Source organism: Bacillus sp. N3378-2at (genome assembly GCF_033412715.1).
GTDB lineage: Bacteria > Bacillota > Bacilli > Bacillales > Bacillaceae > Bacillus > Bacillus subtilis.
This window is the reverse complement of record NZ_CP117986.1, coordinates 642,688-662,917: the sequence shown is the minus strand read 5'-3', so window position 1 is coordinate 662,917 and position 20,230 is coordinate 642,688. Positions and strand designations below refer to the sequence as shown.

At 42.6% G+C, this 20,230-nt stretch carries 26 protein-coding genes; 8 read left to right on the top strand and 18 right to left on the bottom strand.

Translation table 11 applies throughout. The features are described 5' to 3' along the window. Positions 1 to 129 precede the first annotated feature (129 nt). From PUN35_RS03685 to PUN35_RS03650, 8 genes are all read right to left on the bottom strand, one after another. Complete coding sequence (locus PUN35_RS03685) at positions 130 to 663, bottom strand: phosphatidylglycerophosphatase A family protein (protein WP_014480072.1); 534 nt, start codon at positions 661 to 663, stop codon at positions 130 to 132. Between the two features lie 17 nt (positions 664 to 680). Further along, the gene (locus tag PUN35_RS03680) at positions 681 to 1,292 is read right to left on the bottom strand and encodes a YpjP family protein (RefSeq protein ID WP_031600609.1); all 612 of its coding nucleotides are present in this window, start codon (positions 1,290 to 1,292) and stop codon (positions 681 to 683) included. Positions 1,293 to 1,551: 259 nt separating this feature from the next. Further along, positions 1,552 to 2,325, bottom strand: coding sequence for a class I SAM-dependent methyltransferase (locus tag PUN35_RS03675; protein ID WP_014480074.1), 774 nt, complete (start codon positions 2,323 to 2,325; stop codon positions 1,552 to 1,554). A gap of 41 nt (positions 2,326 to 2,366) precedes the next feature. Next, entirely contained in the window at positions 2,367 to 2,801 is a 435-nt protein-coding gene (brxA, locus tag PUN35_RS03670) for a bacilliredoxin BrxA (RefSeq protein ID WP_014480075.1), read from the bottom strand. 107 nt (positions 2,802 to 2,908) lie between these two features. Further along, complete coding sequence (ilvD, locus tag PUN35_RS03665) at positions 2,909 to 4,585, bottom strand: dihydroxy-acid dehydratase (RefSeq protein WP_009967560.1); 1,677 nt, start codon at positions 4,583 to 4,585, stop codon at positions 2,909 to 2,911. Positions 4,586 to 4,873: 288 nt separating this feature from the next. After that, positions 4,874 to 6,007 carry a conserved virulence factor C family protein gene (locus PUN35_RS03660; protein WP_014480077.1) on the bottom strand — a complete coding sequence of 378 codons (1,134 nt, stop codon included), beginning with the start codon at positions 6,005 to 6,007 and terminating at the stop codon, positions 4,874 to 4,876. A gap of 59 nt (positions 6,008 to 6,066) precedes the next feature. Further along, a complete protein-coding gene (hdhQ, locus tag PUN35_RS03655; protein ID WP_014480078.1) occupies positions 6,067 to 6,684 on the bottom strand; it encodes an Mn(2+)-dependent (deoxy)ribonucleoside pyrophosphohydrolase in 618 nt (205 codons plus the stop codon). Positions 6,685 to 6,699: 15 nt separating this feature from the next. Next, the gene (locus tag PUN35_RS03650; RefSeq protein ID WP_014480079.1) at positions 6,700 to 7,182 is read right to left on the bottom strand and encodes a glutathione peroxidase; all 483 of its coding nucleotides are present in this window, start codon (positions 7,180 to 7,182) and stop codon (positions 6,700 to 6,702) included. Between the two features lie 341 nt (positions 7,183 to 7,523). Between PUN35_RS03650 and metA the strand changes: the two genes are divergently transcribed. From metA to cspD, 4 genes are all read left to right on the top strand, one after another. Beyond that, a complete protein-coding gene (metA, locus tag PUN35_RS03645; protein WP_014480080.1) occupies positions 7,524 to 8,429 on the top strand; it encodes a homoserine O-acetyltransferase MetA in 906 nt (301 codons plus the stop codon). Positions 8,430 to 8,659: 230 nt separating this feature from the next. Next, positions 8,660 to 9,808 carry a diglucosyl diacylglycerol synthase gene (locus PUN35_RS03640; RefSeq protein WP_003246153.1) on the top strand — a complete coding sequence of 383 codons (1,149 nt, stop codon included), beginning with the start codon at positions 8,660 to 8,662 and terminating at the stop codon, positions 9,806 to 9,808. Positions 9,809 to 9,887: 79 nt separating this feature from the next. After that, positions 9,888 to 10,034 carry a hypothetical protein gene (locus PUN35_RS03635; protein WP_120028300.1) on the top strand — a complete coding sequence of 49 codons (147 nt, stop codon included), beginning with the start codon at positions 9,888 to 9,890 and terminating at the stop codon, positions 10,032 to 10,034. A 15-nt stretch (positions 10,035 to 10,049) separates the two neighbouring features. Next, on the top strand, positions 10,050 to 10,250 hold the full coding sequence (gene cspD, locus PUN35_RS03630) for a cold-shock protein CspD (protein ID WP_003230776.1): 201 nt from the start codon (positions 10,050 to 10,052) through the stop codon (positions 10,248 to 10,250). Between the two features lie 51 nt (positions 10,251 to 10,301). On the opposite strand, the gene degR is transcribed toward cspD, so the two are convergent. Further along, entirely contained in the window at positions 10,302 to 10,484 is a 183-nt protein-coding gene (degR, locus tag PUN35_RS03625) for a transcriptional regulator DegR (RefSeq protein WP_003230774.1), read from the bottom strand. A 155-nt stretch (positions 10,485 to 10,639) separates the two neighbouring features. On the opposite strand from degR, the gene PUN35_RS03620 reads away from it, so the two are divergent. After that, a complete protein-coding gene (locus PUN35_RS03620) occupies positions 10,640 to 10,909 on the top strand; it encodes a DUF2564 family protein (protein ID WP_004398863.1) in 270 nt (89 codons plus the stop codon). Between the two features lie 27 nt (positions 10,910 to 10,936). Here the strand turns inward: PUN35_RS03620 and PUN35_RS03615 are convergent, their stop codons facing one another. Both PUN35_RS03615 and PUN35_RS03610 read right to left on the bottom strand, forming a co-directional pair. Next, positions 10,937 to 11,119, bottom strand: coding sequence for a zinc-finger domain-containing protein (locus PUN35_RS03615; RefSeq protein WP_004399003.1), 183 nt, complete (start codon positions 11,117 to 11,119; stop codon positions 10,937 to 10,939). Next, complete coding sequence (locus tag PUN35_RS03610) at positions 11,112 to 11,792, bottom strand: ribonuclease H family protein (RefSeq protein WP_014480081.1); 681 nt, start codon at positions 11,790 to 11,792, stop codon at positions 11,112 to 11,114. Before PUN35_RS03610 ends, PUN35_RS03615 begins: the two co-directional genes overlap by 8 nt. Positions 11,793 to 11,874: 82 nt before the next feature. Here PUN35_RS03610 and PUN35_RS03605 point away from each other — a divergent pair, with 82 nt between their 5' ends. The 3 genes from PUN35_RS03605 to sspL are packed head-to-tail and all read left to right on the top strand — an operon-like array spanning position 11,875 to position 13,132. Next, positions 11,875 to 12,564 (top strand): queuosine precursor transporter, encoded by a 690-nt coding sequence (locus tag PUN35_RS03605; RefSeq protein ID WP_014480082.1) that lies wholly within the window; start codon positions 11,875 to 11,877, stop codon positions 12,562 to 12,564. Next, on the top strand, positions 12,564 to 12,962 hold the full coding sequence (locus PUN35_RS03600; protein WP_014480083.1) for a reverse transcriptase-like protein: 399 nt from the start codon (positions 12,564 to 12,566) through the stop codon (positions 12,960 to 12,962). Before PUN35_RS03605 ends, PUN35_RS03600 begins: the two co-directional genes overlap by 1 nt. A gap of 41 nt (positions 12,963 to 13,003) precedes the next feature. Continuing rightward, positions 13,004 to 13,132 (top strand): small, acid-soluble spore protein L, encoded by a 129-nt coding sequence (gene sspL / locus PUN35_RS03595; RefSeq protein WP_014480084.1) that lies wholly within the window; start codon positions 13,004 to 13,006, stop codon positions 13,130 to 13,132. A 7-nt stretch (positions 13,133 to 13,139) separates the two neighbouring features. Here sspL and exnP read toward each other — a convergent pair whose 3' ends face one another. The 7 genes from exnP to bpsA all read right to left on the bottom strand — a co-directional run bounded on the left by exnP (position 13,140) and on the right by bpsA (position 20,198). Further along, the gene (gene exnP, locus PUN35_RS03590) at positions 13,140 to 14,030 is read right to left on the bottom strand and encodes a 5'-3' exonuclease ExnP (RefSeq protein ID WP_003230763.1); all 891 of its coding nucleotides are present in this window, start codon (positions 14,028 to 14,030) and stop codon (positions 13,140 to 13,142) included. 100 nt (positions 14,031 to 14,130) lie between these two features. Continuing rightward, a complete protein-coding gene (locus PUN35_RS03585) occupies positions 14,131 to 14,277 on the bottom strand; it encodes a hypothetical protein (RefSeq protein ID WP_003230761.1) in 147 nt (48 codons plus the stop codon). Positions 14,278 to 14,351: 74 nt separating this feature from the next. Continuing rightward, complete coding sequence (locus PUN35_RS03580) at positions 14,352 to 14,609, bottom strand: YpbS family protein (protein ID WP_014480085.1); 258 nt, start codon at positions 14,607 to 14,609, stop codon at positions 14,352 to 14,354. Between the two features lie 64 nt (positions 14,610 to 14,673). After that, the gene (gene dynA / locus PUN35_RS03575) at positions 14,674 to 18,255 is read right to left on the bottom strand and encodes a dynamin GTPase (RefSeq protein ID WP_014480087.1); all 3,582 of its coding nucleotides are present in this window, start codon (positions 18,253 to 18,255) and stop codon (positions 14,674 to 14,676) included. Between the two features lie 175 nt (positions 18,256 to 18,430). Beyond that, positions 18,431 to 18,520: a Fur-regulated basic protein FbpC gene (gene fbpC, locus PUN35_RS03570; protein WP_100069434.1), complete on the bottom strand. Its 90-nt coding sequence runs from the start codon at positions 18,518 to 18,520 to the stop codon at positions 18,431 to 18,433. Between the two features lie 70 nt (positions 18,521 to 18,590). After that, positions 18,591 to 19,097 carry an alkylpyrone methyltransferase gene (gene bpsB, locus PUN35_RS03565; RefSeq protein WP_014480088.1) on the bottom strand — a complete coding sequence of 169 codons (507 nt, stop codon included), beginning with the start codon at positions 19,095 to 19,097 and terminating at the stop codon, positions 18,591 to 18,593. A 3-nt stretch (positions 19,098 to 19,100) separates the two neighbouring features. Then, positions 19,101 to 20,198 (bottom strand): type III polyketide synthase BpsA, encoded by a 1,098-nt coding sequence (bpsA, locus tag PUN35_RS03560; protein ID WP_014480089.1) that lies wholly within the window; start codon positions 20,196 to 20,198, stop codon positions 19,101 to 19,103. Between the last annotated feature and the right edge of the window lie 32 nt (positions 20,199 to 20,230).

The window sequence follows — 20,230 nt, the reverse complement described above, 5'->3', positions numbered from 1 at the left end:
CTTTTTGCTCTAAAACATGTCTGCATAAATCCTTAAACTGTTTCATTTTTTTCATCCTTTAAAAGTAGTCTTCTAGTAGTGTAACACAATAAAAAATCATTTCTGAACCCAGAAATGATTTTTTTATAGTCAGCTGACGACAGGCTTTTCATCCTGTTCTTTTTCTTCATCTTGCAGATCCTGATGCGTATGTGCAATTCTGCTCGCCGCTGCTGCAGCAAGAGCTGCCACAATATCATCCAAAAAGGTGTGAATACCGTCTGGACTTTCATCAAGTTCCTTAATAATTCCAATCTTCTCTTTATCCAAATAACCGAAATTGGTCAAACCGATCGACCCGTACACATTAACGATGGAAAGCGGGATAATTTCATCTATGCCGTAAAGCGGTTCATCCGTTTCAACAAGGTGCTGCAGCGGTTCGGGGAGAAACTTCTGTTCTGCAAGCTGATCGAGTGCAAGGCCTGTCAAAACAGCATGAATAATTTCACGTTTGTTCAGGACTTTTTCTACATTCTCCATGCAAACACTGAGCGGCAGATTTGGATTGTATTTTTCCTGAAGTTTTTGAACAATCCGTGCAATATCTTCTATCATAACGCCCCGTTTGTTCAGCATATCCTTTGTTATATCGACCATTTCATTCATTGTGTACTTTTTCATGTCTAATGGCATCTCCTTTAGGCACTCATCCAGTTGGGAGGCGTGTTGCGGTCCCAGTAAATACTCCCAAGCTCATGATGTGATTGAAATCCATCTTCTGCTGTATGATAATGAAAATTAAACCAGTAGCCGTCATGAGGCGGGTGGTCTCTTCGCACATGGAATCTGAGAAGATCTTCTCCAGTTGTCCGATTGTAAACGTTGAAAATTTTTTCCGTTTTGCCCGCTGAAGGCATGCTTGAGATCACAACATCTTGGTACGCCTCATCATCTTGCAATGTCGCTAAATAATCACTAATCACTTTTTCGATTTTTGGCAGGATCTCTTTCCGATAGTCATCCTCAATGACAGGAGCGATTCTGCTGCCGAATTTTAAAAAGGACTGATCCTCAGCGCTGTCAAGGAGCTGTTCCTTGTACGATTGAAAAAGCAGTTCAGGATCTCGCCTGTCATCCGACTCATCATCGTACAGGTCATGCTCATCATAAAAAGCGGTGTAATCATTCTGCTCAAGACTGCTCGGCTGTCCGGAAGGCTTGTCCGCCATAAGGGCAGCCGGAGGAGATACGAGCCCGAACGTTACAATGGTAAATAAAACCACAAGGGTCTTTCTCATCCACAATTTCATGACTGCTTATTCCTCTCTATTTTATTGTCATGTTTCTCTTATTTTAGCACATCCAAAACATGCAAGTCATGTACTATATGAAACTGATATGCAAATTAGGAGATTCGTTGCTATGCACTTTGTGTAAAAACGCTTACAATATTCCATGAAAGGAGGCTTTCCGCATGATTGACGCTCTGTTTGCCACAGTTTCACTCTTAACATTGTTATACTTTGTCGTCATGGAGGTCACCGATTAACAGAAAGCCCGTGATATGAATCACGGGCTTGTTTGAATGACGCCATAATGGAACAGTGCTGTTTTTCTTTTCATGACGTTAAAACCAAACTGTTCAAATCGCGGGCTTTTCCAGTGGTCTTTTAGCACAACGCTTTTTCTGGCGACTCGTACCGCTTCATTGATACATCCTTCGTGCAAAACGGAATCCTCTGCCAAATCACGTAAAGGCGCGATGCCGTCAGAGGTCTCTACAGGTTCATGAAACATTGGATCGAAATAAACCACATCAACAGAGTTGTCAGGAAGCTGCTTGATGTATTCTAAGCAATCACCATTCTTCACCTGGATTCTTCTCATCGCAGCTTGAAGCTCTTCTATACCCGTTTCCCATGAATGCAGCCCCATCCTCACTAAAACAGACACAAGATGGTTTTTTTCAATCCCAACAACAGAACCCGTTTCGCCTACTGCCATACTTGCGATAATGGCATCTGACCCCAGCCCGAGTGTGCAATCTAAAAACGCATCCCCTTCAGATAAGCCGGCAGCCCGAAGCATAGGCTCTTGCTCTCCCTGTAAGAAGCGTTTGGCTCTGAACATCGCTGTATTTGGATGAAAAAAGAATTTGGCACCTTGTTTCGTATACAGCTCAAACCGCTCTTTGCCGACCACTAGCAAATCACGTTCAGCTGACTTCAACAGGTGTTCAACCGTTTGTTTATTCCGTCCGCAGTATGGCATATTTAGCTCTTTAGAAAGCTGCTTTGCAGTTTTTATGGTGTGTTCAGACGGTCTATAGCTTGTTGTTATCATCTTCTGTACTCCCAAAAAGAAAATGCCCGGAGAACGGGCATTTAGCAGTGCGCATCGAAGGCAGCAGTCAGATTTCTCATAATTTCTTCCATATCGTGTCCTTCAATTTCATGACGCGGAATAAAATGTACGACTTCTTTGCCTTTCAAAAGAGCCATTGATGGTGAAGAAGGCTCCTGGCCAGTAAAATACTCACGCATTTTCGCAGTAGCTTCTTTATCTTGGCCCGCAAAAACAGTCACCGTATTGTCAGGTGTTTTGTCATTCTGGAGGACTGCCTGTGTAGCCGCAGGACGCGCAAGGCCTGCCGCACAGCCGCATACAGAGTTAACGACTACAAGAGTTGTGCCCTCTGCCTTTTCCATAAAGTTTTCTACTTCTTCCGCTGTTGTTAACTCTTCAAAACCTGCTCCAGTCAGCTCGCGGCGCATCGGTACGACAAGCTGGCGCATGTATTCTTCATAAGCCATTGACATAAAAAAAGCCCCCCTCTAGTATCCTTCATCTGAAGTAAAGGATACTATAGAGAGGGCCGGATTTCAAATGTTCACGCCTTAAAATAAAAGAAAGTGTCCCCAGCTGTCTAGATTTTCATAATACCGCCGGTGTTGGCACTCGTCACAAGTTTAGAATAACGTGCCAGGTAGCCGGTTTTCACTTTCGGTTCAAAACCTTTCCAGTTCGCTTTTCGTTTTTCCCACTCTTCTTCTGGCACTTGTACATCCAAGATACGTTTTTCAATATCAACGATAATATGGTCTCCGTTTTCAACAAAGGCAAGCGGCCCGCCCTCAGCTGCCTCAGGTGATACGTGGCCGATTGAGAGGCCACGGGAGGCTCCGGAAAAACGTCCGTCCGTAATCAATGCCACTTTTGGTCCGAGTCCCATTCCAACGATTTGGGATGTTGGCGCCAGCATTTCCGGCATGCCAGGTCCGCCTTTTGGCCCTTCATATCTGATGATAACAACGTCGCCTTCTTTTACTTTTCGGTTGATAATGCCGTCAAGCGCCTCGTCCTGAGAATCGAATACGACAGCCGGCCCTTCGTGTCTTGTAATCCCATTCTGTACGCCGCCTGTTTTAATGATAGCGCCGTCCGGAGCTAGATTACCGAATAAAACAGCAAGGCCACCCTTTTCAGTGAATGGTTGATCCAGCGGATGAATGACGTCATAATCCTTTACTTCATGTCCGGCAATGGTTTCTCCAAGAGTTTTTCCTGTAACAGTCAGCGCATCTAAATGAAGCGCTCCTTCTTTCTTGGAAAGCTCATTCAGAGCCGCTGACACGCCGCCCGCTTCATGAAGATCTTCAATAAACACATCCGATGCAGGCGCCAGCTTGGCCAAGTGCGGCACGCGCTCAGCGACTTCGTTAATGCGTTCTAAAGAGTATTCAACGCCGGCTTCGTTTGCAAGGGCAAGCGTATGAAGAACGGTATTTGTAGAACCTCCGAGCGCCATATCGAGTGCAAACGCGTTATCAATCGCTTTTACTGTAACGATATCACGCGGTTTGATATCTTTGCGAATCGTTTCCATTAATTGCGCAGCCGATTTTCTCACAAACTCTTTGCGTTCCGGAGATGTCGCCAGAATGGTTCCATTACCCGGCAAGGCAAGACCAAGTGCTTCTGACAGACAGTTCATTGAGTTCGCCGTAAACATGCCTGAGCAAGACCCGCACGTTGGGCATCCGAACTGCTCTAGTTCTTGAAGCTCGTTTTCGTTGATTTTCCCTGCTTGGTAGGCGCCTACCCCTTCGAATACTGAGGAAAGGGAGATTTTTCGCCCGTCACTTGTTCTTCCTGCCGCCATCGGTCCGCCGCTGACAAAAATCGTCGGAATGTTGATGCGCATTGCCGCCATAAGCATTCCCGGTGTGATTTTGTCGCAGTTCGGAATACAGACCATTCCGTCAAACCAATGTGCGGATACAACCGTTTCCACAGAGTCTGCGATAATTTCACGGCTTGGCAGCGAATATCTCATACCGATATGCCCCATTGCGATACCATCATCTACCCCAATGGTATTAAATTCAAACGGAACGCCCCCTGCTTCTCTGATTGCTTCTTTTACGATTTTCCCAAACTCCTGCAAGTGAACATGACCGGGAACGATATCAATGTATGAATTACACACCGCAATAAACGGCTTGCCGAAATCCTCTTCTTTTACTCCTGCTGCACGAAGCAAACTGCGGTGCGGAGCTCTATCGATTCCTTGTGTGATCATATTACTGCGTAATTCTGCCATGGTGATCCTCCTAAATTCTTTCAATTGTTTGATTGGATTTTATTTTGACAATTTTCAGTTTATTTATGGGCTGTTTTTGCAAATAAGATAAATACAGGCCGCCCTCACCTTGTTTTGTTCTTTCGTGTTTTTATATTTATATAGCTTTCTTTCGATTTGAACCCTCCAACCATTAATATTGTTACTTACTATAAATAGTTTTCGGATATTTTTCAACAATATTCGAAATAATTTTTATAAAAAGTGAATTCACATAAAAAAGGTGCATGATCTGCACCTTTTTTATCTTTATTCGCCTTTTTTTCTGCTTTCCGTCATTTGTTTCCAAACAGAACCTTTTGCTTCTTCTCCATGCTCAATACGTTCAAGCGCCATTTTGACTTGAAGGCTGACCTCAAATTCGGGGTCATCTTCGGCAGCGCGCAAAGCTTCAATTGCACTTTCATCGCCGACTTCGTACAGGAACATGGCCGCACGCCAGCGAACAAGCTTGCTGGAGTCGCTTAACGACTTGATCATAGCGGGAATGGCTTGAGGATCGCCGATATCAGACAGGCAGTCTCCGGCCGTTCTTCTGACTGATACAGCTTTGTCCTCAAGTGCTTTATACAATAGAGGAAGAACATCAGGTGTTTCAATCATCCCTAAGTACACAACAGCCTGTCTTCTGATGGACACCTTTGGATCATCCAATGCCTTCTGTAAAACCGGGATATCCTCTTCTTTCGGATCCATCTGTTCCAAGTGTGCATAACGCTTTTTCCAGTCCTCATCATCCAGCATGTCAAGCGTTACTTTATACGCTTTGCGCTGTACAGTTTGTTTTGCTTCGCCCTTTCCTTGAGCGGCTGCTTCAGTCAGTCGTTTCAGCCGTTCATCACTGTATGCCGCCTGAAGCTCTTCTGTCACGTCATGGCCGATTTCATCAAAGTCACCGAATCTGACACCTTGTTCTTTCCAAGCCCGCTCAAACACAACATTGGAAGCTTCAGATCTAAGTTTTAAGATCGCCTGCTGAAAGCGTTCAGGTAAGCCGAAGCGTTCTTCCCGCTCTCCATCGGTTAATTTAACTTGCATAGGAATGCCGCTGAACATCTGCACAAAAACTTTTACCTCTCCAAAAGATTCTTGATCAGAACGATTTTCTTCTCCGCTTTCAGCACTTTCCATCCCAAATGCAGTGCGGACTTGCGGTAATATGTCTTTCCAGTCGTATCTTGCATTCCGTTCAACAGCAAGAAAATCTGCGACGTGATATACCCCTTTAACTCCATCTATTTTAAGAATTTCCTCTATAACAGGCGGTGCGCCTTCTGCTTGCTCAGGTTTATAGTTATTGCTTTTGCCCGCCGGAAGCTCTTCCGTTAAGATGACTTTCATTGTATTCGGGCTTGGTGTAGGTTCAATTGATTTTATCTTCATGATCGTCCTCCTATAGCATATCTGTGACTTATTCTATCATAGTCGCTCCAAGCCTTCTATTACGACGTTTTGGCATCAATCCCGGGTATTTCTTTTTCTAATTGGCGGACAAACTGAAGCATAAAATTGTGTCTTTCTTCTGCCAGTTCCCGTGCAGTGTCTGTATTCATCATATCTTTCAGCCGCAACAGCTTATGAAAAAAATGAGCGTAGGCGCTTTGCTCATCTCCATAAAGGCCATGCCCTTTTGCGCCCGCAAACATGAAAGCTCTCGCAATGCCGACAGCACCAATCGCATCAAGTCTGTCAGCATCCTGTACGGCTTTTCCTTCAATTGAGAGCGGCTCCTTCGCCAATTTCCCCCTGTCCCGAAAGGACATCCTTGTTATAATATGAATCACCCTGTCAGCATTATCTTTTCCTACTCCGAAAAAAACGAGCTGATCATATACTTCGCTCACAGAAAGCCTGACCGTGTCAGGCAGCTTCACATCAATTAAATCATGAACCAAAGCCGCCGTTTCAACAATGAACAAATCCGCTTTTTCCTTTTCTCCAATATACGCTGCAAGATCTGCTACTCTTGATACATGATGCCAGTCATGTCCAGAGCTTTCGTCAGTCAGGATAGATTGAACCCATGTCCTGATTTGCTCTGCCTGCTTCAATTCCTTCATAAAAACACCCTCTTTTTATTGCTCTAATAGCTTCACGATATCGTTTTCCAGCTCTTTCGGATTTGTATTTGGTGAATAACGGCCAACGATTTCTCCATTTCTATCCACTATAAATTTCGTGAAATTCCACTTGATCGCCTTAGTTCCCAGCATCCCTTTCGCATGTTCTGTCAAATACACAAACAGCGGGTGGGCATTTTTCCCGTTTACATCCACTTTTGAAAACATAGGAAATGTAACACCGTAATTTGTTTCACAAAATTCCTGTATGTCAGCCTCTTCATCAGGCTCTTGGTTCATGAATTGATTGCAGGGAAACCCTAAGATCTCCAGCCCCTCCTGCTGATATGTATCATATAATTCCTGCAGCTGCTTTAATTGGGGAGTAAAACCGCACTTACTTGCTGTATTCACGATCATCAGTACCTTTCCCGCGAAAGGCTGAAGTGTCATGTCTTTCCCTGTGATTGTACGTACCTTCATATGATAAATAGACATGTAAGTCCCTCCTATGTCCCTGGTGCTGATTATTTTACCTTTTTTAAATCGCAATTCAAAATGTAAACATCAATTAAGAACTCATAAGAAACCTAACGATATGAGCGTCCGTTCATTATCAATTCATATCGCTCATTTTTTATCTTATCATTCTATAAAACATTACAATTCCCTCTGACATCTTTGAAAATCATTTTACTGTGAAACCAAAAGGCGTGTCAGTGCGTTTTATTTAAAGAGTTTTCTGTTGTTTCCCCTCAACACGTATAGATAGATTGAAAATTGGCGTGAAAATTCCTATAATGAAGAAAATTAAACGGGGAAATAATGGAGGTGGCACGTTGCCTATTAATATACCAACACACCTGCCGGCAAAACAGGTGCTTGAAAGTGAACAGATATTTGTAATGGATGAAAGCAGAGCATTTCATCAGGATATCCGGCCGCAAAAAATTATTATATTAAATTTGATGCCGAAAAAAATCCAAACAGAGACTCAGCTTCTCAGATTGCTTGGAAATTCGCCTTTACAGGTTCATTTCACATTTTTAATCCCAAGCACACACACGCCGAAAAATACTGCGAGAGAACACCTTGACGAATTTTACACGACTTTTTCCAATATCCGTCACAAGAGGTTTGACGGCATGATTATCACCGGTGCGCCGATCGAGCATTTGGCGTTTGAAGAGGTTTCATATTGGGAAGAGCTCAAGGAAATCATGGAGTGGAGCAAAACAAATGTCACTTCAACCTTGCATATTTGCTGGGGTGCTCAAGCAGGTTTGTACTACCATTACGGTGTTGAAAAAATTCAAATGCCGAAAAAAATCTTCGGTGTGTTCGAACATACCGTTCTTTCAAAACACGAAAGATTGGTAAGAGGTTTTGACGAGCTATACTACGTGCCGCATTCCCGGCATACAGATATAAATATGGAACAGCTTCAAGCAGTGCCCGATTTAAACATTCTTACCGCATCAAAGGAAGCCGGGGTTTGCTTAATTGTGTCAAAAGACGAAAAACAAGTCTTTTTGACAGGGCACCCTGAATATGATACAAATACGCTTCTTCAAGAGTATGAAAGAGATTTGGAACGAAACCTTTCTACTGTCGAGGAGCCTAAACATTATTTTGCAAAAGGCAGCAACGAGCCAGTGAATCGCTGGAAAGCGCATGCCACATTATTGTTTATGAATTGGCTGAATTATTACGTTTACCAAGAAACTCCTTATGAATGGGACTAATTTTTCTTTTTTTAGTGATACGCTGAGCAAAAAATATGATAAAATACATCTGATTCAGTCTGCGTATAACAAAAATTTAAAATACTGGAATCCAAATCATTTAAAATTAGCTTAACTTTTTCACTGCATTAATAATTCGATTATGTATTTGTGTTATGTTTATGTATAGACAATAACTCCTTACGATGCATGAAGCTTGCTTGTTGTTGATTACATTGAGGTGAATTTACTTGAATACCAATAAAAGAGTATTAATTTTGACTGCAAATTACGGAAATGGACATGTGCAGGTAGCCAAAACACTTTATGAACAATGTGTACGGCTCGGCTTTCAGCATGTAACAGTTTCTAATTTGTACCAAGAGTCAAATCCGATTGTTTCAGAGGTAACTCAATACCTTTATTTAAAAAGCTTCTCAATCGGGAAACAGTTTTATCGTTTGTTTTATTACGGAGTTGACAAAATCTATAATAAACGTAAATTCAATATTTACTTTAAAATGGGTAATAAAAGATTGGGCGAACTTGTCGATGAACATCAGCCCGATATTATTATTAATACATTTCCGATGATCGTCGTGCCGGAATACAGACGCCGAACTGGAAGAGTCATTCCTACCTTCAACGTTATGACTGATTTTTGTCTTCATAAAATTTGGGTTCACGAAAACGTGGATAAATATTATGTGGCGACAGATTACGTGAAGGAAAAACTGCTGGAGATCGGCACTCATCCAAGCAATGTAAAAATCACAGGAATTCCAATCAGGCCGCAATTTGAAGAATCCATGCCGGTTGGCCCGATATATAAAAAGTACAATCTTTCACCAAACAAAAAAGTGCTTCTGATCATGGCAGGTGCCCACGGTGTATTAAAGAACGTAAAAGAGCTGTGCGAAAACCTTGTCAAGGATGACCAAGTGCAAGTGGTTGTCGTGTGCGGGAAAAATACGGCTTTAAAAGAATCTTTGAGTGCGCTTGAGGCGGAAAATGGTGACAAATTAAAAGTTCTGGGCTATGTGGAGCGCATTGATGAGCTATTTCGGATCACAGATTGCATGATTACCAAGCCCGGCGGCATTACTTTGACAGAAGCCACAGCCATTGGAGTGCCTGTCATTCTGTACAAACCCGTGCCTGGCCAGGAAAAAGAAAATGCAAACTTCTTTGAAGACCGCGGAGCTGCCATCGTTGTGAACCGTCATGAAGAGATTCTCGAATCAGTCACTTCCCTTCTTGCAGATGAAGATACCTTGCATCGCATGAAGAAAAACATTAAGGACCTTCATTTAGCAAACTCCTCTGAAGTGATTTTAGAGGATATCCTGAAGGAATCAGAAATGATGACTGCCAAACAAAAAGCCAAAGTGCTATCGTAATGGCGTACTTGAGAGCATACGAAAATCGTGTGCTCTTTTTATTTATATTCAGCCATCAATAAAAGCGGTTACATTTTTTATGGAACTTGCCCTTCTTTTGAAAAATAAGCCGTTTCGCAACTTGACGGGTGCTCCCAGATGGTGTATAGTTGAACCATCATTTAACAATGAATCAAAGTTAAATGATGACAAAATTTTTTTTAGCACATGGGTGCTACAGTACTAGGAGGAATTAAGCAATATGCAAAACGGTAAAGTAAAATGGTTCAACAACGAAAAAGGATTCGGCTTCATTGAAGTTGAAGGCGGAGACGATGTATTTGTTCACTTCACAGCTATCGAAGGAGATGGATACAAATCATTAGAAGAAGGACAAGAAGTTTCTTTTGAAATTGTCGAAGGTAATCGTGGACCTCAAGCTTCTAATGTTGTAAAACTCTAAACTCAATACATGATGATGAGATGACAAATAGAGGAGAGGCATTCGCCTCTCCTATTTGATTTTCATCTGGATTTCAATCGCCAAAATGTTTTGTTTACACCTCTGTTCAATCTCTTCAACATACTTTTCCATTGATGGTTTTCCTTTTTTCGCGATATCCGCCAGTTCTTCTAAATCACTGTATATTTCTATAAATGTTTTGTGAAGGATCAACTTCAAGTCTTTATCATCCATAGCTGCGTTCCCCTTCTCTATCAAGATACCTCAAATAGTAAAACGGTCCTATTTATTCTGGTTCAATAGTTATATCGGCTTATTTTTATTTTCTTTTCTATTTTGGTACATAAATTTCAAAAAAACTCTGCAAAATAATGGCGGAGGTGTTTTTGGTGACTTCAGAATTTCATAATGAGGATCAGACTGGCTTTACGGATAAGCGGCAGCTGGAACTAGCGGTGGAAACAGCGCAGAAAACAACAGGAGCCGCGACGAGAGGCCAAAGCAAAACATTAGTTGACTCTGCATACCAAGCCATTGAGGATGCTAGAGAACTGTCACAATCTGAAGAGCTGGCAGCTCTCGATGATCCTGAATTTGTAAAGCAGCAACAGCAACTGCTAGATGACAGCGAGCATCAGCTGGATGAATTCAAAGAATAAAAACCGCAGCTTCTGCGGTTTTTATTTTTAGTGATTGGTTAAGACATCTCCGTATTGTTTCAGCTTTTCACCAACCGTACATTTATTGATACAAAATGAATGCGCATAAGTTTTGCCAAATTCTTTGCGAAACTGCTTCTTAATAAAACAGTCCTTGCAATATTCATCGTGCAATTCTGTCAGTTCTTTAAAGATCATTTTCTTATCCAATATCGTCATCTCCGTTACGGTCTAATTTCGTGTGGCTTTCTACGAATTGATGGGATAGAATTTTTTTAGCGAGGCCGTCAGCTTCCTGATTGTCTTTTCGTTGTATTGTTTCGTAGGTTGGAGTAAGCTTCAGCGATTCAAGGAGTGCTTCTATTTTGTCCAGCCATTCATTATGAGATGGATCATAACAAGGCCAGCTGCCGTCAAGCTGATTCAGCACGACAAGCGAGTCCCCTTTGATTGTAATTGAATTTCTGCTTGCCCCAAGCTCTCTTACTTCTCTTATTGCTTCATAAAGCGCTGCGTATTCAGCTTCATTATTGGTTTTCAGCCGGAAGCTTTTATTTTTTCTCAAGCGATGCCGGGTTCCTCCCAATGAATAATAGATGACGATCCCGAGACCGGCCAGTTCGCTCTCCTTATCGAAACTGCCGTCAAAATAAACAGTAATGTCATCAGGCTCTTGAGCAAGCTCCTCTGTCAGCTTTTCCAATTCCTTCAGCATCCAGCTGCCGCCTTTCTCGTCTTCGAACTCTAGCTCTTTCATGTATGGAAAACGTCCAAGTTCTCTGGCGAGCAAACGTGCCTGCTGTGCTGTCAGCCAGTCTTCGCTAAAAAATGAGACGGATCCTGTTCCTTTTGCTTCTATTTTCAAATGCGGTCTGAGCTTCATTACAATCACCTTACCATTCATTAGTTGTCGGGCTTATGCTATAATCAAACCAATCTTACCCCGGAAAGGAAGCTTTTTCATCTTGTTTAATAATTCGTTTTGGATCTTTTTTGCGATCATTCATTTTATCATTGTTCTTTTATTTTATAAAGGATTTGGCAAAATGGGGCTGTTTGTTTGGATCGGTTTTGCGACAGTCTGCGCCAACCTCCAAGTCGTCAAAACAGTGGAACTGTTTGGCTTAACAGCGACACTCGGGAATGTGATGTATGGCACAATCTTTTTTGCGACAGATGTGCTGAATGAAAAATACGGACCAGCTGAAGCCAGAAAAGCGGTATGGCTCGGATTCTCAACGCTCCTGACGCTGACATTTGTCATGCAGGGCGTGCTGCTTTTCGAACCGGCTTCCAGCGACATATCACAAACAGCGCTGGAAACGATCTTCGGATTCCTTCCGCGAGTTGCGTTAGGAAGTCTGCTTGCCTTTATCTTCAGCCAAACGCTGGATGTTTATGTATATTCGGCAATTAGAAGGATATTTCCTTCTGATCGGCTTTTATGGCTCAGAAACGGCGGCAGTACAGCAGTCAGCCAGCTGTTTGATACATTCATATTCACTTCAGTCGCCTTTCTCGGCATTTATCCGGCAGGCGTGTGGCTTCATATTTTTATTTCTACATATTTGATTAAGTTTGCGGTATCTTTGATTTCATTGCCTTATGCTTATGCAGCCAAAAAAATGATACCTAAAGATGAAAGGAGTTCATAATGCCTACAGAAATATACGTAGACGGCGCAAGCGCTGGTAATCCCGGCCCTTCCGGTATCGGCATTTTTATCAAACATGAGGGAATAGCAGAATCCTTCTCTATTCCAATCGGAGTGCATACAAATCAGGAAGCGGAATTTCTTGCATTAATTGAAGGGATGAAGCTATGTGCAACGCGCGGGTATCAATCGGTTTCCTTTCGAACCGATTCAGATATTGTGGAACGCGCCACTGAGCTTGAAATGGTTAAAAATAAAACGTTTCAACCGTTCGTAGAAGAAATCACCCGATTAAAAGCGGCATTCCCTCTTTTTTTCATCAAATGGATACCGGGCAAGCAAAACCAAAAAGCCGATCTTCTGGCAAAAGAAGCGATTCGGCTGAATGAAAAGAATTAAATCTTGATCATTGGTTCATCCTAATGGCGAGGTGAACTAACATGAAAAAGAAAGATAAAGGCCGGCTGACCGGCGGTGTTACTCCGCAAGGCGACCTGGAAGGCAAAACACATAATGACCCTAAAACAGAGCTTGAGGAGAGAGCAAAAAAAAGCAATACAAAACGCTAGAGAAGATCTAAACGATCTCTCTAGCGTTCAGCTTTTCAAGCATACGCTCAATTCCTTTGATTTGGTGGCGGCGAAGCATGTCAGCCGCCTGCTCCATTTGCAAAGTAAATAAAGCGTCTTTCAGTGTGCAGGCCAGCGGCACTGAGCAATGAATTTCCGCAAGCTTCCTCGACATCTCCAAATCGCTTAAACCTTGCTGAATTTTTCCCTGCTGTCCTTTTGGAAGAAGAGAAAGATTTTCCAATAAACGGTCAATCGTTTCGTATTCACGAATCAGTTTGTAGGCTGTTTTTTCTCCAATCCCTTTGACTCCGGGATAGTTATCACTGGAATCTCCCATAAGCGCTTTAATATCAATCAAAGCCTTCGGCATTACGCCTGTTTCTTCATAAAAAGTCTCTTTTGTATAGACTTTATAATTTCCGATTCCTTTTTGAAGCAAAGCAACGCTTACTTTATCCGTTAACAGCTGAAGTAAATCTCTGTCCCCTGTTACGACCGTAATGTCCGCTTCATTCGCAAATAAATCGGCAAGAGTACCGATACAGTCATCCGCTTCATAGCCGGCAAAGCCAATATTCATGATTCCAAGCTCTGCGGCTGCTTCCTTTGCCAAATCAAACTGCGGAATCAGCTCCACAGGCGGCGCGCTGCGGTTGGCCTTATAATCTTGGAACAAGTCATTTCGGTACGTTTTGCTCCCCATGTCCCAGCAGCAGACGACGTGTGTCGGCTGGAATGTTTCCACAGCTGTAATCAAATGCTTTAAAAAGCCGTTGACGCCGTTCGTCGGCACCCCGCTGTCATTTATCATAAAGTTGCGATGTACGGCCGTGGCAAAAAAGGCCCGGAATAAAAGAGCCATGCCGTCAACCAGCAATAGTTTATTATTATTCATCAAATAACTCCCTTTTCTTTCATTCCTTCTATTTTATCATAAAGCAGCCCAAAAATAAAAAACAGTATCTCTTTAATTAGAGATACTGTTTGGATATTTATCAATCGTTGTGTCTTTTGTTGCTGGCGATCAGCTTTTCAGCTTCGCGTCCTGCGTAAGAGTCAAAATGGGTTTGAAATCCGTTTTTCTTTTTGGCATTGTTATTCGCCTGTGCATTTCTGTTTCCGAGCTTTGTTCTGCCCAACATGAATCCCCCCTTACGTCGGATGCATATAGTATATGCTTCCGGCAGGAGGTTCACTCGCGACAGGATCATCCAGCTTACATGCGGCTTACGTATTCTCTGACCATTTCTTTTGATACAAGCCGTCTTGTCGGGACGATGCCTTTTTTAGCGAGCTGATTCATTTGCTCGGTAATTTCATTAATTGCATCTGTAGTATAAGGCTCATCGTTTCTGCATTTAGCAACAACTTCTTCAATCGCCAATTCACGCATATTTTCAAGACGCATAAATGCTTTGATATGCTCGTGCTGTTTTGATGAATGTGCTGAAATTGCTTTATGTACCTCTGACATTAATCGTTCATCTCGCTTTTTTCTATTTAGTCTATCATGACTTGAAATACAAGCCAACTGAAATTTACATTTTTATTGTATTGTCTGAATTTTTCCAGGAGATGCACGCCTGATACGCCATTTCAATCTCTTTCGCATGTTCCCCTTCCGCATATCCTCTTAAATATGTCTCTTTTTGATCCGTTATTTGCGCGATTGCTTTTTCACCCATATCTTCCTGTAAGCGTCTGAGGTGAGCTGTGTAATGAGAGATCAGGCTTTCTTCTTCATTTTTTATCCATGCCTCTGTGATTTTCGTAAGTTTCATCCGTACAGCTTCGATAAAGGCCGCTTTTCCTTTCTGCTCAAAAAACTGCTTCGGTGATTTGACCTCTTTTAGTTCCTGCTCAAAAGCACGTTCTTCTATTTCCGGTTCAACTTCCTTCAACTGTATGCCGTTCGAATGCTGATCACCCGCATAAACGGAAAAATAACCGTCCTCGTTTAATGTTTTTTGAAATTGATCCAGCCATTCTTCATTGATATGCCGTTCGATGAAACCGCTCATGCGAACATCAAGCGTTTTGATTTCCTGAATATATTCAAATTGATATTCATGTAAGGCTGTTGTCATCGCTTTACTGACGTTCTTTTTCCAATCCCCGTTTTGCAGTCCAGGATGAAATGCCGATTTTAATAAATCATTTGCAAAATATGATAATCGCTGTGCAATGTGATAAAGCTGCTCTCTTGTATCTTTTTTTACTTTTTCAATGATGGTTTTTGAGTTCCGCCGTTTCTCGATATCGGCCGCTGTCCGCTCAAATGACAGCATAAGGCGCTGTTTCTGCGCTTCCTTCTCTTCTCGGGACTGATGCTGGGATTGGTGAAGCTGAAAAACGGTTTCGCATAGTTTGTCTGCCTCCGAACTGAGCTGCGCTGCTGACGCTTTTTTTACGTCCACTTCGATAAACCGGTCTAAGTGTTTTCTTACTTTTGAGAACTGATTGTAAAATGACTCCGGTTTTCCCACCAGTTCCTCCTTACTTGATACGGTAAAGAGCTGCGGTTCATAAACCCCTTCTTTTACAAGCTCTGCGCTGACATAATCGGTCACTGTTTCGAGTTCTGTTTTATCTTTTGCAAGGTCTGCAGCATTAATAATAAAAAACATTTTATCCATGCTGAGCGATTCTTTCACAAGTCCAAGCTTTCGCAAAAATGAACGGTCTCCTTTTGAAAAAGAGTGCTGATAATAAGTCATATAAAAAAATGCATCAGCATCTTTGATATATTGGAATGCCAGCTCTGTATGCCGTTTATTCATGCTGCTCGCGCCGGGTGTATCAACGATCGTAATCCCTTTTTCAGTGAGCGGGCATGTATAGTAGACCGTTACCTCTTTTACAACACAGGCCGTTGTTTCCTCTGCTACATACGGCTTTAATTCAGATAGCGGAATCGTTAATTTCTTCTGTTCCTGTATATACTGCTGATACTTCTCATATGCAAGCAGGAAATTGCTGATCAATTTCACGTGTTCTTCCTGCAGCCTGTTTTTTTTGACTGCCTTTTCCCACTTCTCTGTGAAGGAACGGCCTGCCGGTTCCTTTGGTATTCCGGTGAGCTGCAAAATTTCAGCCGTTATGTCATCCTCTGTCTTAAACACTACATCCGCTGTTTTGTTTAAGTTGCCATTGATTGGCATTGTGATCTTGTTAATTGTCGCTGTGGTTGGCGTTGGTGAGGATGGCAGCACTCTTTCGCCGACAAGCGCATTGGCAAATGATGATTTCCCCGAGCTGAAGCCTCCAAAAAGAGCAAGTGTAAATTTCCGTTCCTCAAGCCTTTTCACCCTTTCACGAAACGCTGAAGTTTGCTTTAACAACATGCTGCATTCGCCTAAAAGGTCAGACAAAGTGTAAAAGCGTTTGATTTGGTCTTGAAGCGGCATTTCTTGTTCCATTTTGATTTCTGATTTCGGCATCGGCTGCGCCGTCAGCTGGCTTCGGCCTTGTTTCTGCTCTGGAGCCGCCACTCTTGTTTTCTTCGATTTAAACCATTCTGTGTCTATATGCATTGGGCATGCGGACTCTTCTTCCCAAATGGCCCACAGGCGATCGGTTTTCTCTCGGGCATTATTCTCTAAACGCGCCTGTTCTTGAAGAAAGACAAGTTTTTCTGATTCTTGGACGAGCCGGTCGTTAATCGTTTGCACGTCTTTGGAAACACGCTCTTTCACCATAGCGGAGAGCACCTTTATGATGTCTGCGGCTTCTCTTTTCGCCTCTTTCCGGATGAGCTCTGCCAAATCTTTTGTATATTGCAATACATATTCAGAAGAAAAGGCTGCACCATGCTTGACCGCGCGTTCAATGATGCTTATATCAAGCGGTGTGCGATAGGCCTGAATCAGCTTTTCACTTTCAGCGGTATAGACATCAAATGCCTTGGCGAGTTTATGAAGCGTGTCTATCATATGCCAATCCGCTTCGGCCTCTGTTCGTTTTGCCACATCAGAGAAAAAAGCATTCCGCCTTTTATCTCTTTCCTGTGCAGTTTTCGCTTTAGAAAAGAAAAAGCCGGTTTTAAAGGAAGGCTCTTGTGATTCTAAAAATGCAGCCGCCAATTCACGCATTTCAAAAGGCGTCAGGTTGGCGTTTTTTAAAATAAGATTGATTTCTTCCTGCATCCTCTTCTCTGCCTCAGTCGTTTGTTTTTCGGCCTCATTAAATTGATCACGCAGCGATTGGACCAGTCCAGTTTGGATATTAAGCTGTTCAGCGAAACTCGGAGCGCCTGTTTCGTCTTTCTTCAGCATTTCCGTATGTTCCTTTAGCAGATTACGGACTTTTTGTTCGGTTAAAGCCTGCATATTGCTTTTTGATTGCTGTTCTATTCTTCTTAACTCTTCTCTCAGGGCCCCCATCTGATTGAACGGGTGGTCCGGTTCTGTTACTGACGTAAAATAGAGCGCTTCCTTTGAAATCCCTTCATTGCAAAGCATCTCCTCTACCTGCGCTTTATAGTCTCCAAATTTCGTCTCCGTCTCATCATGGCGGTCAATTTGATTGACGATAAAATACACATTCGGAATGCTTTCTTTTATTGATCTGAGAAACTTTACATTTTCCTCAGAGTGCACGTGATTATAGTGAACGACGTAAAACAGCGCATCCGCTTGGTGAAGAATAGAAGCAGCCGATAGAAAATGCGCATCATCTGTTGAATCTATCCCTGGAGTATCAATATACGCAACCCCGGAATCGATCTCAGTATACCTGTCAAAAATTTCGACGCTTTCAATCTGTTCCCCGTCTTTACAATATTGCTGCACCTTGTCTTTCTGGTAAGCCCCTTCCAGCTCAGCACACGCTCCGTCTGTTGTATGAAGCCGAACTCGCTTTTCCCCGTTTCTGATCACAACAAGGTTAGCGCTTGTCGGAATCGGGCTTGTCGGCAAAATATTCTCCATTAACAGGCAGTTCAGCAGTGACGATTTCCCCGCTGAATAATGCCCGGTAAACGCGATATAAACCTCTTCATCAGCCGCTTTTTTCATGACCGCAGCCAGTTTAGCAGCCCTTTGTTCATCTTGATTCTCAATAAATTGCTTATAAAGTTCCCCGGTTTTATGCAAAAGCTCTTTTCTGTTTTGATCTGTCATAAGTCTGAACCCCTTTGTGCCGTTTCAATTGTGAACCTTTTTCGAAAGATCTGAATTCATTCCCTTTTCATTTTACACAAGAATAAACCAAATTTCTTTAGGAGAATAGAAAAAAGCCGCCATTACGGCAGCTTCTATAAAAGAAAATCTGCAACTTTTACAAGTTCCAGATTCATCAAACAGATTTATTAGAGATTCCTTTTAATACAAAACCAATTAATACACTATATGTACAAACCGCTCCAAGCAAAAACAGCATTGTCATTTGCTTCACCATCCTGATTGAGAATCTTTTTCAAATCCATTTTAACATGGTTGAGAATGATTTTCAATCGCTATTTTACGCTGTATTCCTGTAATGCTTTGTCTTCTGCGCGAATTCTGACGCTTAACAACACTGCATTGAAAATGGAAAACAGACACATGGTGACGTATGCTTGATAAAGCAGCGGAATCAACAAAATTTCGAGTATAACAACGGCATAGTTTGGATGTTTCATCCATTTATATGGACCTTTTTTTACAAGCTCTACACCTGGAACAACAAGGATTTTCGTATTCCAATATGCCCCTAAGGAACAAAGCGCCCAATACCGTACGATCTGTGCGCTTAAAATAACTGCAGCGATACCGAGCCACCAGCTGGACGGCTGTTTATTCATCAGCAGCACCTCGGCAATTAAGGACAGGAAAAAAAGGATATGCATCGTAATGATATACGGATAGTGGCTCTCGCCAAATTCAATTGCTCCTTGCTTCTTTACCTTTTGTTCGTTTTGCCTGGCCACTGCCATTTCTGCTGCTCTTTGAACAATGAGAATGGCGATCAACAACCAAAACATGAGTCAGGCCCCCTTTTCCCAGCTGAATAACAGCAATTCTGATGAGAAACCCGGCCCTAATGCGCCAATCAGTCCTCGTTCAGCTTCCTTTTTATGTCCGTTCTGCAGATGGTCTTTGATCACATACAAGATTGTAGCTGAAGACATATTTCCGTGCTTTTGCAAAATGCTTTGCGCAGATGAAAGCTTTTCTGACGACAGCCCGAGACTTTTGATGTATGCATCGATCACTTTTTTTCCGCCTGGATGCGCCAAAAAAACACTGATATCATGGAATGACAGCTTATGTTTGTCCAAAAAAATCTGTACATTTGTTTTGAGCCATTTTTCCACCAAGGTCGGAATGTCTCGTGAGAAAATGACTTTGAATCCTTGATCGGTAAAGTCCCAGCCCATGACATCTTCTGATTGTTTCATCAAAACAGATTGGGCGTCCATTATCTTCGGCGCAAGTTGCAGCTTTGACATCCTGCGGTCCGCCTTCTCTCCGCATAATAAAGCTGCGGCAATGCCGTCACCAAAAAGCGAGGTGCCGATCAGATTGCTTTTTGTTTTATCTTCCGGCTGGAATGTCAGGCTGCACAGCTCGGCAGCAATGACAAGCACAAAAGCCGTAGGATACGCTTTGCAGTATTCGGCTGCACGCGCAAGTCCGCTGGCTCCTCCTGCACAGCCAAGCCCCCAAATCGGAATCCGCTTCGTATATGGAGAAAACGGAAGTTCATTCATAAGCCGCGCCTCGATACTCGGTGTGAAAAGGCCTGTGCTGGAGACGAAAAAAACAGCTTCCACTTTCTCATAAGGAATGGCTTCTTGAAAAAATTCCGGATGAGAGAGGCACTCACGAACAGCCGCTCTGCTGTGTTTCAGTGTTTCTTCTATGTATATTTGATTTTTTTCTTCAAAGCTGTGCCCCTCTTTATACCATTCAATCGGCTTAACAAACTGTCTCGAATGGATTTGCCCGTTTTTAAAGGAGGATAACAGCCGGTCAATATCCTTAAAAGAATGCTGAAACATATAGCGGGCGAACTCGGCCGCTTTCTCTTGGTTTACATTATACGCAGGAAGACTTGTTCCAATGGATAAAATAAACGCCATGCGATCACCTCTTTGCATACATTGTGCCGCAA